Raw genomic sequence first — 12,658 nt, 5'->3', positions numbered from 1 at the left:
CGTTCCCCCAGAACTTATCCCCCTCCACCTCCGTATATCCCCGCATGAACCTGATCTACGCCGCGGTCGCCTTTCTCCTCGCACTCGTCCTTGCCCTGGTCGGCGTTACCCGCGTCGGCTCATGGCTGATCGAGCGCCGCAACCAGCCGGTCGGCGAATTTGCCGACATCAACGGCGCTCGCATCCACTATGTCCACATCCCCGCCCCCTCCAAGGCGGACCTGCCGCCAATCGTCTTCATCCACGGTGCCAGCGCCAATCTGAGGGATCAGATGCTGCCGCTGAGGCCTGGGCTCGAAGGCCGCGCCGAGATGCTGTTCTTCGACCGGCCGGGTCATGGCTGGTCCGGGCGCGGCCCCGGCAACAATGAAAATCCGTCCGCGCAGGCCGCCACCATTGCCGCGCTGATGGACCGTCTCGGCATCAGGAAGGCAATCATCGTCGGCCATTCCTTCGGCGGCGTGGTCACGGCCGCTTTCGGCCGCGAGCATGCCGACAAGACGCTTGGCCTCGTCTTCCTGGCGCCGGCGACGCATCCCTGGCCGGGCGGCGCGACGTCCTGGTACTACGACCTGACCACCATTCCGGTGATCGGCCGGTTGTTCTCCGAGACGCTGACCTACCCGGCCGGAACACTGCAGATGGCTGACGCCACGACCTGCGTGTTCGCGCCCAACAAGGTGCCGGACAATTATCTCGGCATGGCCGCGATCCCGCTGGTGTTGCGGCCATCGGCCTTTCGCGCCAATGCCACCGACGTTGCCGGCCTCTACAGCTACGCGCTTGGTGCCGCGCCGCACTATAACGAGATCACGGCGCCGACCGTGGTCATTTCGGGCGACCACGACAAGGTCGTCTACGCCCACATCCATTCCGTCGGCCTGGTACGCGACATAGCTGGCGCCGAACTCGTCTGGGTGCACAATCTCGGCCACAAGCCGGACTGGATCACCCCCGACCTCGTCGTCGGTGCCATCGAGAAGGTCGCCGGCAAGGATATCGATCTGGAGGCGATAGCCAGGACAGCGGAAGCGCGGATTGCCGGCGACGCCTATGGCGCCGGCAAATGTGCCGACCTCAAGGAGCCTCAGGCCGAGCTCGCTCCGACCTGATATTTAGCCGACAGCGAGAGGCAGCTACGTTGCGCCCTACGCTAGATGACCAGCAGCGGTGTCTTGCCCGGAACGCGCTCGTAAAGATCCATGACATCCTGGTTGAACATGCGCACGCAGCCTGATGACGCTGACTTGCCGATGGACTTCCAGTCCGGCGATCCATGAATCCGGTAGAGCGTGTCGACGCCGTCCTTGAAGATGTACAGCGCACGTGACCCCAATGGGTTGCTGATACCGGGCTGCATGCCCTGGCGCCATTTTTCCAACTTCGGATCCCTGCGGATCATTGCCGATGGCGGCGTCCAGGTCGGCCATTTGCGTTTCCACTGGACGATCGCGCGGCCTTTCCAGGAATAACCCTGGCGCCCCAAGCCCACGCCATAGCGCATGGCCTTGCCGTCCTCGAGCACCCAGTAGAGGTGCTTGTCTGTCGTGTTGACCACGATCGTGCCGGGTTTTTCTCCAGTCGGATCGTCGACGATCTGCCGCAGGAAGCGGCCGTCGACCTTGCTGAAGGGAATCGCCGGCAGCGAATGGCCGCCATCTTCGACCGCGCTGTACATGCTGGCGTAATCGGGCGACGCCGGGGCAGCGGCTTCAGGCGCCGCATCTTCAATCGGCGCCTTTTCTGGTGCCGGCCCGAGCGGCGGCGGATTGAGAGGAGCTGCCATGCCGATCGACTGTCTGGGCATTTGGGCACAGGCCGAGATGGCCGAAACGCCAACAAGCGACAGCCCGGTCAGAAGCGACCGGCGCGAAACAAGAGATGACATTCACTATACTTTCAAAATGATGGGAAGGCCGACGGCGAGGGGCGACCGTTGATGCCGCCTCACCCGTGCCTTGTAGAGGCGATCGCGGCGACCCTGTGTCGAGACAAAGGCCGGGATCATTGTCCGTGCATTCGTTGCATTATGGCCACAGCGACCTCGGCACAAAATCGCGCGGGATGCTGCGTCGGGAAATCAGCAAATTACCGGCTGCTTTGCACGTCCGAGCCGACATAGGCGATGCGCAGCATGTTGGTCGAGCCGGGCGTCCTCAGCGGCACACCGGCCGTGATGATGACGCGGTCGCCGGGCTTGCCGAACTCTTCTTCCAGCGCAATGCGGCAGGCGCGGTTGACCATGTCGTCGAGATCGGTGGCGTCGGGAGAGACCACGCAATGCGTGCCCCACAAAAGCGACAGCCGCCGCGCGGTGTTGAGGATCGGCGACAGCGCGATGATCGGCACCTGGGGCCGCTCACGGGCGGCACGCAGGCCGGTGGTGCCGGACGCGGTGTAGGTGATGATGGCCGACAGTTTCAGCGTTTCAGCGATTTCACGGGCGGCCAGCGAAATGGCGTCGGCGCCGGTCGCTTCCGGCTCGGAGCGCTGCGCGTTGATGATGCCGGCATAGGTCGGATCGGTTTCGACCTTGGTGGCGATACGGTTCATCATCGCCACCGCTTCGACCGGATAGGCACCCGCCGCCGATTCAGCCGACAGCATGATGGCGTCGGCACCCTCGAACACGGCGATCGAAACATCCGACACTTCGGCGCGGGTCGGCACCGGAGCGGTGATCATCGATTCCAGCATCTGCGTGGCGACCACCACCGGCTTGCCGGCGCGGCGCGCGGCGCGCGTGATCTGCTTCTGGATGCCGGGCACGGCTTCGAGCGGCATCTCGACGCCGAGATCGCCGCGGGCGACCATCAGCGCGTCGGACAATTCGATGATCTCGGCCAGCCGGGCAACGGCCTGCGGCTTTTCGATCTTGGCCATGATCAGCGCCCGGCCGCGCGCGATCTTGCGCGCTTCGGCCAGATCCTCGGGACGCTGCACGAAGGACAGCGCGATCCAGTCGACGCCCGTTGCGAGCACCGCGTCGAGGTCCTTGCGGTCCTTCTCGGTCAGCGCGCCGACCGGCAGGTCGGTATCGGGCAGGCTGACGCCCTTCTTGTCGGAAATCGTGGTGCCGGCGACGACGGTGCAGACGATCGACTTGCCGTCGCTTTTCACCGCCTTCAGTTCGAGCTTGCCGTCATCGATCAAAAGACGGTGACCGGCCTCGACCGAACTCAGGATTTCCGGATGCGGCAGATAGACCCTGGTCGACGTGCCGGGCTCGGGATTGTCGTCGAGCGTGAAGGTCTGGCCCGGTGTCAGCACTTCCTTGCCATTGGCGAACTTGCCGACGCGCAGCTTGGGGCCTTGCAGGTCGGCGAGGATACCGATCGGCCGGCCCACCTGCTCCTCGACGGCCCGGATGCGCCCGACCAGCGTGCGCATCAGCTCGTGATCTGTATGGCTCATATTGATGCGGAACACATCGGCGCCCGCTTCGAACAGCTTCTTCAGCATCTCCTCGGAGGAGGAGGCCGGACCGATTGTGGCTAGGATCTTGACCTTGCGGCTGCGTCTCATTGACTGTTGGTTCCCGGGGCGGCTGGAGCGCCTCCCGTTGCGGGCTCATCGGTCAGCTGGACCATCCAGCTTGCCTGTTCGCCCGTGTCATATTCCTGAAATCCGGCGCGCTGGAAGCCCCGGGCGACGCAGTCGTTTACGCCGGCGATCTTGAACTCTTTTTCAGCCACGCACATGTTGATCGGGCCGTCCCAGCGTCCACCGCGCTCGGCGTCTTCTGCATAAAGATAGTAAAACCTTGATGACAGCGGCCCTTCGATCAACGTCTTGCAGCTCGATCCTTCAATGTGCCACCAGCCTTCGGTGATCCAGCCGGCCTTGGCGCGATAGCCGATGCCGACACCGACCAGGTTCTGCGTGGCGTTGCAGACGCGGAAATCGGCGCGCGCCGGCGAGGCCATGACCATCGCCGACACTCCAACGGTCAGGATCAGGAGCGGCATGGCAAAGGCAGAGCGCATGCGCTGCCTGCCGGCGGAACCCATCCCAATACCCCTCAAGAACCACATCAGCATCTCTCTGCGCCCCTTTTCGGAAAAGTCCGGGCGCATGTCAACGCGCCGTTTTGACCAATTCCAATCGATTTAGGAAGGCTCCCGGCGCACTATCCGTCGCCCCTTGCCAGATTTCAGCGGAAACCTTGGCCAAACAACGGCATTGCGCACGCGTCGTCTTCGTGGAATGACGATAGCACCCTCCCCGGAAGCCAGCGAACAGACCATTTCCCGCCAATGACCCGATCCACAGTTTTCGCGCCTTTCGATATCGTCGAGGGCGACCGCAAGCGAGGCATCGTGCTTTTGGCCGATCATGCCCGCCGCGACCTACCCGAGGACTATGGCAGCCTTGGCCTGCCGGCGGCGGAATTCGACCGTCACATCGCCTACGATATCGGCGTCGAGGCGGTGACGCGCGAACTTGCGGCCTTGCTCGGCGTGCCTGCCCTGATCGCCAGCTTTTCACGGCTCTTGATCGACGCCAATCGCGGCGAGGACGATCCGACGCTCATTCGCCAGCTCTATGACGGCACTGTCGTGCCGGGAAACTATCCGCTCACACCCGAGGAGCGCGAAAGGCGGCTCGACCGCTTCTATAGGCCCTATCACGACGCCGTCGGCGCCATGATCGCTTCGGTCGCGCAGGCTTCCGGCCAGGCGCCCTTCATCTTCTCGGTGCATTCCTTCACCCCGGTCATGCAGGGCAGGCAGAGGCCGTGGCATGTCGGCATCCTCTGGGATCGGGACGACCGGGTGGCGCGGCCGCTGATCGACATGCTTGCCGAAGACAAGAACCTCGTCGTCGGTGACAATGAGCCCTATGACGGCGCGCTGCGTGGCGACACCATGTTCAAGCATGCCATCGTCAATGGCTATGCCCACGCATTGATCGAGATCCGCCAGGACCTGATTTCGGACCAGAAGGGCGCGATCGCGTGGGCCGGGCGTCTGGCGCCGATCGTTGACGCCATCGACCGCCGTCCCGATATACATGTCGTGAAAATGTTCGGCTCGCGCACCGGGCCGCTTTGACGGAGGTTTCGATGACCAAACTCAGCGACGAGCAGAAGCGCGACTTCGAGGCCGCTGCCTTTCGCCGGCTGGTCGAGCATCTCAGAGAACGCAACGACGTGCAGAACATCGACCTGATGAACCTCGCCGGCTTCTGCCGCAACTGCCTCTCGAACTGGTATCGCGAGGCCGCCAATGCCGAAGGTGTCGATCTCTCCAAGGACCAGTCGCGCGAGATCGTCTACGGCATGCCTTATGCCGAGTGGCAGGCGCTCAACCAGACGGAGGCGTCGGACGCCAAGAAAGCCGAATTCGAGGCCAGGCGGCCGAAGGATCATTAGCGTGCCCGATACGGCGAGCGGCCTCCGGCCACTCGCTTCCGGCGCCTGTGTAGACCAAACCTCCGCGGCTTCGTCATCCTAGGGCGGAGCAAGGAGCGAAGCGACGCGGCGCAGACCCTAGGATGACGAAGGGAAGAGCGTTTCGGCTCATCTCCGAGGTGTCACCCCGCCATCAGCGATGCCGGTCCCATTTCGCCCTTTGGTCCAAGCATTCCCTGCGGACGGCGCTTGACTGCGAATTGAATCGATCTAATTTGCCGCGCAAAGCCATTTTCTGACCGGATTCGCCCTATGAACGCGCCGAACGCCATGCAGACTGCCATTCGCGGGCGATGGGCCGTGGCCGCCATTTTCCTTGCCAATGGCTTCCTGACCGGCAGCTGGGCGCCGCAGATTCCGGTGTTCCTGACCCGGCTGGACATTTCGAAATTCACGCTCGGCCTGCTGATCCTTTTGTTCGGTGCCGGCGCGGTCACCGCCATGACCTTGTGCGGCCACCTGATCTCGAAACATGGCTCGCGCACCGTGCTGCGCTGGTTCGGCCTTTGCGGCAGTCTCGGTTTGCTGCTGGTGGCGCTGGCGCCCGACGTGCCGCTGGCGGCCATCGCCATGTTCATTTTCGGCGGCTCGATCGGCGGCATGGATGTCGCCATGAATGCCAATGCGGTGGTGGTGGAGCGAAAAATGTCCCGCGCCATCATGTCGTCCTCGCACGGCTTCTGGAGCCTCGGCGGTTTCGCCGGCGGCGGCCTCGGCGGCTTTGCCATCCAGCACTATGGCCACCTCGCCCATGCCGCTGTGGTGACCGCGCTTGCCTTCGCGGCGATCGCCATGGCGGTCGGCTATCTCGTTGCCGAGGACAGACCACAAGCGGCCGAGCATCATAAATTCACGCTGCCGGCAAACCCGCTGGTCTACCTGATCGGCCTGATGGCCCTGCTGACAATGATCTCCGAGGGAGCGGTGCTCGATTGGGCGGCTCTGTATCTCAGACAGGAACTCGGCGCCGACCTTGCCGTCGCCGGTCTTGCCTATGCCGCCTTTTCCGGCGTCATGGCGATCATGCGCTTCTTCGGCGATGGCGTGCGCAACCGCTTCGGCGCGGTGACGACGCTGCGCGGCTCGGCTGTCGTCGCCGCCGCCGGCATGCTGATCGCCGGCCTGTCGCCCTCACCCTGGCTCGCCATCGCGGCCTTCGCACTGTGCGGCTTCGGCATCGCCAATATGGTGCCGATCATCTTTTCGGCCGGCGGCAACCAGGAAGGCATGTCATCGGGCACCGGCATGAGCGTCGTCACCACCATGGGCTATTCCGGCATTCTGGTGGCGCCGTCTGCGATCGGCTTCGTCGCCGAGCATTCCAGTTTCGGGCCGATCTTTGTCGCCATGTCGGTGCTGCTGATCGTCGTCTTGCTGATGGCGGGCCTCGCTCACCGCGCCGAATTCGCCCCCGACACGGCACCCGCCGAATAGCGTTTGAGTTCCTCGTGGAGAAAGTCCGCCACGCGGCGGATGCGCACGCTGCCGCGCACATCGCGATGCATGGCCAGCCACACCGGCAGGCCAGGCAGCGGCAGGCCGGGAAGCACTTTCTCCACCAGCGGATCACGTTCGGCCAACGGCTCCTGGCCAAGGCCAATGCCGTTTCCCGCCCGCACTGCTTCCCACAGCACGATCTGGTTGTCGGCCCTGAAGCGGAAGCTGCCGCGGGTGACCGGGATGCCATGCTGGACGAAGCCCCTGATGATCTCATCGCTTCGGTCGAAGCCGATCAGGGCGTGATTGACGAGATCGGCCGGCCCCGCTGGACGGCCGCGCCGATCGAGATAGGAAATGGCCGCGCAGGTGCAGAGCGGGATATCGCAGACCTTGCGCGCCACAAGTTCGTTCTGCGCCGGCTTGACCATGCGGATGGCGATATCGGCGTCCCGGCGCAGCAGGTTCTCGACCTGGTTCGAGGCAACGATCTCGACCTCGATGCCGGGCTCCTCCACGCCGAGCCGCGCCATCATGTCGGGCAGCACATAGGCCGCCACCACTTCGCTGGCGGCGATGCGCACCGTGCCTTCGATCGCCTCGACCGAGCCCAACGCCAATAGCGAAAAAGCACTCGCCTGTTCACTGACAGCCTTGCCGCGCTCGAACAGCGTCGCACCGGCCTCCGTCAGCGCGTAGCCGCTCCGCCCACGCCGGAACAGCGTGACGCCGAGCGCCTGCTCCAACTCCCCGATGTGACGGCCCAACGTCGGCTGGCTGGCCGACAGTTTTCGCGCGGCGGCCGACAGGCTGCCGGTTTCCGCGACCGTGACGAAGCTCTTGATAAGGTTCCAATCGATATCTTCCATTCAATAATGAATATCAAAACTGCATCTATGGTCAATTTCAATTCATCCATGAGGCAATCATATTCGCCCTGCAAACACCGATACGGACTGCAAACACCAACCAGGAGAATTCAAATGACCAAGATCGCACTCACCGCCGCCGCCCTCCTCATCGCCGCCGGCACTGCTTTTGCCGGCAGCGACAAGTTCGGCTCGAACGATACCAAACAGCCCGCCACCACCAGCGCCGACAGCATGATCACCACGTCCATCGAGAAGTCCGGGACCGCCGATCAGCAACCGGTCATCCAGGGCGCCGACCGCAACCTGTTCGGCAACCGCTGAAGGGCGGTTCTCGAACGATCCTGAAAGCGGCGGGCTCGTCCCGTCGCTTCGGAACAAACCTGTCGCTTCAGAGCAAACAAGGAGACGAACAATGACCAAGATCGCAATTCTCGGCGCCAATGGCCGGCTCGGCCGCGTGGTTGCCAAAGCCTTCATCGACGCCGGCTTCGACGTCCGCACCGTCACCCGCACCGGCAAGGTACCGGCCGAACTCGAAGGCGCCACGGCGGTTGCCGGCGATGCGCTGGACCGCCAATCGCTGATCCGCGCCACCGAAGGCGTCGATATCATCTTCAATGGCCTCAACCCGATCTACACCGACTGGGGCAAATGCCTGCCGATGGCCGAAAACGTCATGGCCGCCTGCCACGCCAACAACGCGATGCATCTGTTCCCCGGCACCGTCTACAATTACGGCTCGCCTATGCCGGCGGTGATCACGGAAGACACGCCGTTCCACCCGACGACGGAGAAGGGCCGCATCCGCTGCGCCATGGAGGATCTGTTCCGCCGCGAGGCCGAGTCTGGCCGGGTGCGCACCATTGTGCTGCGCGCCGGCGACTTCTTCGGCGGCACCGGCAGCGGCTCATGGTTCGACCTGGTCGTCGCCGCCAAGATCAGCAAGGGCCTCTACACCGCGCCTGGTCCCGCCGACCTCGTGCATGAGTGGGCCTATCTGCCGGACTTCGCCGTCGGCTTCGTGGCGCTGGCGAGGAATCTCGACAAGCTCGGCTCCTACGAGGCGCTGAATTTTCCCGGCCACCCGGTCACCGATATCGAGATCAAGGCCGCTGCCGAGAAGGCGCTCGGCCGGTCGCTCAAGATGACCTCGATGCCCTGGTGGGTATTGCGGGCCGGCAGCCCGTTCGTGGCGATGTGGCGCGAGATCATCTCGATGTCCTATCTGCGCTTCGAACCGCACCAACTGGCCTCGACGCGGCTGGAAGGCATCATCGGCGAAATCCCGCACACGCCACTCGATCAGGCGATCGCCCAAGCCCTCGAGGATATCGGCATCGCCACCGTGAAGGGCACGTCGAAAGCGGCCTGAGGCAGTCGGCGGGCCATGCCCGCCCTTCTCTTCACGCTGAGAGGCGTCTCGGCGAACCAAAAAGGCGCCTCAGAGTCGCCCCATCAGCAGCAACACCAGAACCACCACCAGCACCACGCCGATAATGCCCGACGGTCCATAGCCCCAGGAGCGCGAGTGCGGCCAGGCCGGCACCGCTCCGATGAGGACAAGGATCAGGACGACGATGACAAGAGTGCTGATCGGCATGAGATATTCCCCGCTCTGCGTTGTTCCCGAGACAACGCTTCGCATTGCTCGTAGAGGGAAAATGCAAAAGGCCGCCCGGTTGTTCCGGGCGGCCTTTGCCGGTCAGATCAGGAAGCCTGCCTACTCGGCGGCTTTCGGGAAGGCGATCGCGGGTTCCTCGCCGGCATCCGCCGTCGGCGCGTCCGACGAGATCTCGCCCTTGCCGCGCCGGAACAGCCGGCTGAATAGGCCGCGCCGCGCGCCGGGCTTGACCTTGGCGCGGGTGAACACCATCAGCATCGACGGCGTCACCACCAGCGTCAGCACCGTGGCGAAGGACAGGCCGAAGACAATCGCCGACGACAGCGAAATCCACCACTGCGTCGACGGCGCGTTGATCGTCGTCTCGTGATGGAAGATTTCCAGGCCAAGGCCGAAAGCGATCGGCAACACGCCGAGGATGGCCGACACCGCCGTCAGCACCACCGGTCGCGCGCGCTCGCGGCAGGTCTGCAGCACGGCGTCCATCTTGTCCCAGCCTTCTTCACGCAGCCGGTCATAGGTGTCGATCAGCACGATGTTGTTGTTCACCACCACGCCGGCAAGCGCGATGACGCCGATGCCCGACATGACGATACCGAACGTCTCGCCTGTTATCAGCAGCCCGAGGAACACGCCGATCGTCGCCATGACCACGCAGGACAGCACCAGCCAGACGCTGGTGAACTTGTTGAACTGCGCCAGCAGCACCAGGAAGATCAGGAAGATCGCGGCACCGAAGGCCTTGCTGAGGAAGGCGCTGGCTTCCGCGCTGTCCTCGTTCGAGCCGGCCAGCTTCCAGCGGATGCCGCTGCCGAGGTTCATGTCGGTGACGGCCTGGGTTACCTCTTGCTGCACGGCGGCGACCTGGGCGCCGGCGGCGACGTTGGCCTGCACCACCACGGTGCGGGCGCCGTCGATGCGGTTGAGGATACCGACGCTGGGCTTTGCCTTGCGGACGACGAAGTTCGAGATCGGCACCGAACCTTGCGCGGTCTGCACCCTGAGCTCGTCGAGCGTCGACAGCGTGCGCCGGTCCTCCGGCAAGCGCAGCCGGATGTCGACCGCCTTGTCGGCGCCGGCAGGCCGGTATTCCGACAGCTTCAAACCGTTGGTGACGAGCTGCACCACCGTTCCAACCGAGGTCGGACTGATGCCGTATTGGGCAGCCTTGGCACGGTCGACCTCGAGAGCCCAGTCGACGCCGGGTGGCGGCAGGCCATCGGAAATGTCGATGACGCCGGGAACCTTGGCGATCCGCGCCGCCACCGCACGCGCCTTGTCGTCAAGGCCGGCCGGGTCGATGGCCGAAAGCCTGATCTGGATCGGCTTGCCGGTCGGCGGGCCGGCTTCCGGCACGCGAACCTCGACGTCGACACCCGGGATGCCGGCCATGACGCCGCGCAGATCGTTCAGGATCTGGTTCGCCGATTTGCGTTCACGCCAGTCGATGAATTCGTACTGGATGACGCCGACCACATCTTCCGGGACGTCCTGGCCGCCGCCCTGCGTCTTGCCGACGCGGGTGTAGACCGATTTGATGCCGGGCCAGCCAAGCAGCCTGTTTTCGGCGATCTTGGTCGCCGTATCCATTTCGGCCAGCGAAAGATTGCCGCGGGCATGCACGTAGAGCAGGCCGTAATCCGGTTCGACACTCGGGAAGAACTCGACGCCGGCGCCATACTTCGAATAACCGACGAAGATGCCGGCCAGCAGGACCACGGTGAGCACCATCACGGTGATGGGGAAGCGCACCGCTTGCTTGACGACAGCCATGTACCAGCCATCGCGATTGTCATCCGCGTGATGTTCCGGCGCCTTTGCGAAGATCGCTCCCAGCGTCGGAGCGAAGACCAGCGCATAGAGCATCGACGCCGACAGCGTGACGATCAGCGTGATCGGCATGTACTTCATGAAGTCGCCGATGATGCCCGGCCAGAACAGCAATGGCGAGAAGGCGGCGATGCGTGTCATCGTCGCCGCGATGACGGGACCGGCCATGCGCTTGGCGGCGAGCGCGAAGGCTTCCTGCTTCGGCATGCCTTCGCTCATCCGCCGTTCGGCGAATTCGGTGACGATGATGGCATCGTCGACCAGCATGCCTACGGCCAGGATGAGGCTGAACAGCACGATCATGTTGATCGTGTAGCCCATCATCGCGAGCAGCAGGATGCCGATCAGGAAGGATGACGGGATGGCCAGGCCAATGAGCAGCGAGGCACGGCCGGACAGCGCGTAGAGGATGACGATGAACACCAGGATGACGGCGATCATCACGTGGTTCTGCAGGTCTCCCAGCAACTGGTTGACGAAGACCGACTTGTCCTGCGTGTAGGTGACGTGCATCCCCTCGGGCATCGTCTTGACGAAGGCGTCGGACACCGCCCTCACCTTGGTGAGCGTGTCGATCAGATTGGCGCCGATGCGCTTCTTCACCTCGATGGCGATGGCCGGCTTGCCGTTGAGGCGCGTGATCGTGTCGGCATCGGCGAAGGTCGAACGGATCGTCGCGATATCCTTGGCCTGCACCACCGCATTGGGACCGGCGACCACCGGCAGCGCCGCCACATCCTCAGGCGTCTCGATAAGCGATGGCACCTTGACCGCGTATTTGCCCTGCGACCCTTCGATGTTGCCGGCGGCGACCAGGCTGTTGGAGGCGCCCACCGCCCCGATCAGCTGCTCGAGTTGCAAGCCGTAGGACGATAGTTTCATCGGATCGATGACGACTTCGACGAGATCGTCGCGTGAGCCCTGCAGCGAGCCTTCCAGAACGCCGGGCACCTCTTCGATGCGGTCGCGCAACTCGCGTGCGGCCGCCGCCAGCACACGCTCGGGCAATTCGCCCGACAGCGTGACGACGAGCACCGGAAATTCGGAGATGTTGACTTCGGTGACCACCGGTTCCTCGGCCGCCTGCGGCAGGTCGGCCTTGCCGTCCTGCACCTTGGAGCGTGTGTCCTGCAGCGCCGTCGCCAGATTGGTCTGCGGCTGGAACTCGACCAGCACGTAGCCGCCGCCCTGGAAGGCGGCCGAGCGCATTTCCTTGAGGCCCTTCAGGCTTTTCAGCTTGCTTTCCATTGGCCGCAACAGGAGGCGCTCGGAATCCTCCGGCGAAATACCTTGATAGATCAGGCTGACATACATCATCGGAATCGGAACGTCGGGTTCCGCTTCCTTCGGCGTCGACTGATAGGCGACCCAGCCTGCGATCAGCAGGAAGACCAGGACCGAGATGGTCAGGCGGGCATTGTTGATTGCGAGTCTGACGATATCCATGACTTATGCCTGCGGTTGCTTTCGGACGTGGCGAACGGA

At 63.9% G+C, this 12,658-nt stretch carries 12 protein-coding genes; 6 read left to right on the top strand and 6 right to left on the bottom strand.

Annotation, left to right across the window (positions count from 1 at the left end; all coding sequences use genetic code 11):
- The first annotated feature begins 44 nt into the window (after window positions 1-44).
- Complete coding sequence (locus tag MesoLj_RS07505) at window positions 45-1,112, top strand: alpha/beta fold hydrolase (protein ID WP_202325604.1); 1,068 nt, start codon at window positions 45-47, stop codon at window positions 1,110-1,112.
- 41 nt (window positions 1,113-1,153) lie between these two features.
- Here MesoLj_RS07505 and MesoLj_RS07500 read toward each other — a convergent pair whose 3' ends face one another.
- The 3 genes from MesoLj_RS07500 to MesoLj_RS07490 form a co-directional block, all read right to left on the bottom strand.
- Complete coding sequence (locus tag MesoLj_RS07500; RefSeq protein ID WP_140777045.1) at window positions 1,154-1,888, bottom strand: L,D-transpeptidase; 735 nt, start codon at window positions 1,886-1,888, stop codon at window positions 1,154-1,156.
- Window positions 1,889-2,088: 200 nt separating this feature from the next.
- A complete protein-coding gene (gene pyk / locus MesoLj_RS07495) occupies window positions 2,089-3,525 on the bottom strand; it encodes a pyruvate kinase (protein WP_056575575.1) in 1,437 nt (478 codons plus the stop codon).
- Window positions 3,522-3,968 (bottom strand): DUF1036 domain-containing protein, encoded by a 447-nt coding sequence (locus tag MesoLj_RS07490; RefSeq protein WP_244735517.1) that lies wholly within the window; start codon window positions 3,966-3,968, stop codon window positions 3,522-3,524. The genes pyk and MesoLj_RS07490 overlap by 4 nt, the downstream gene beginning before the upstream one ends.
- 288 nt (window positions 3,969-4,256) lie before the next feature.
- Here MesoLj_RS07490 and MesoLj_RS07485 point away from each other — a divergent pair, with 288 nt between their 5' ends.
- The 3 genes from MesoLj_RS07485 to MesoLj_RS07475 all read left to right on the top strand — a co-directional run bounded on the left by MesoLj_RS07485 (window position 4,257) and on the right by MesoLj_RS07475 (window position 6,847).
- Window positions 4,257-5,054 carry an N-formylglutamate amidohydrolase gene (locus MesoLj_RS07485; RefSeq protein WP_202325603.1) on the top strand — a complete coding sequence of 266 codons (798 nt, stop codon included), beginning with the start codon at window positions 4,257-4,259 and terminating at the stop codon, window positions 5,052-5,054.
- 11 nt (window positions 5,055-5,065) lie between these two features.
- Entirely contained in the window at window positions 5,066-5,374 is a 309-nt protein-coding gene (locus tag MesoLj_RS07480; RefSeq protein WP_202325602.1) for a DUF1244 domain-containing protein, read from the top strand.
- 291 nt (window positions 5,375-5,665) lie between these two features.
- Window positions 5,666-6,847, top strand: coding sequence for an MFS transporter (locus MesoLj_RS07475; protein ID WP_202325601.1), 1,182 nt, complete (start codon window positions 5,666-5,668; stop codon window positions 6,845-6,847).
- Here MesoLj_RS07475 and MesoLj_RS07470 read toward each other — a convergent pair.
- Window positions 6,805-7,719, bottom strand: a complete 915-nt coding sequence (locus MesoLj_RS07470; RefSeq protein ID WP_202325600.1) for a LysR family transcriptional regulator — start codon at window positions 7,717-7,719, stop codon at window positions 6,805-6,807. The two genes, MesoLj_RS07475 and MesoLj_RS07470, sit on opposite strands and share 43 nt — an antisense overlap.
- 114 nt (window positions 7,720-7,833) lie before the next feature.
- On the opposite strand from MesoLj_RS07470, the gene MesoLj_RS07465 reads away from it, so the two are divergent.
- Both MesoLj_RS07465 and MesoLj_RS07460 read left to right on the top strand, forming a co-directional pair.
- Window positions 7,834-8,043 (top strand): DUF680 domain-containing protein, encoded by a 210-nt coding sequence (locus tag MesoLj_RS07465; RefSeq protein WP_140777057.1) that lies wholly within the window; start codon window positions 7,834-7,836, stop codon window positions 8,041-8,043.
- A 91-nt stretch (window positions 8,044-8,134) separates the two neighbouring features.
- Window positions 8,135-9,094 carry an SDR family oxidoreductase gene (locus MesoLj_RS07460; protein ID WP_202325599.1) on the top strand — a complete coding sequence of 320 codons (960 nt, stop codon included), beginning with the start codon at window positions 8,135-8,137 and terminating at the stop codon, window positions 9,092-9,094.
- Window positions 9,095-9,163: 69 nt separating this feature from the next.
- Here the strand turns inward: MesoLj_RS07460 and MesoLj_RS07455 are convergent, their stop codons facing one another.
- Window positions 9,164-9,322, bottom strand: a complete 159-nt coding sequence (locus tag MesoLj_RS07455; protein WP_140777061.1) for a DUF3309 family protein — start codon at window positions 9,320-9,322, stop codon at window positions 9,164-9,166.
- Window positions 9,323-9,442: 120 nt separating this feature from the next.
- A complete protein-coding gene (locus MesoLj_RS07450) occupies window positions 9,443-12,619 on the bottom strand; it encodes an efflux RND transporter permease subunit (RefSeq protein ID WP_202325598.1) in 3,177 nt (1,058 codons plus the stop codon).
- Window positions 12,620-12,658: the final 39 nt, after the last annotated feature.

The sequence above is a fragment of the Mesorhizobium sp. 113-3-9 genome (genome assembly GCF_016756515.1).
GTDB lineage: Bacteria > Pseudomonadota > Alphaproteobacteria > Rhizobiales > Rhizobiaceae > Mesorhizobium.
This window is presented reverse-complemented; position numbering and strand designations above follow the sequence as displayed.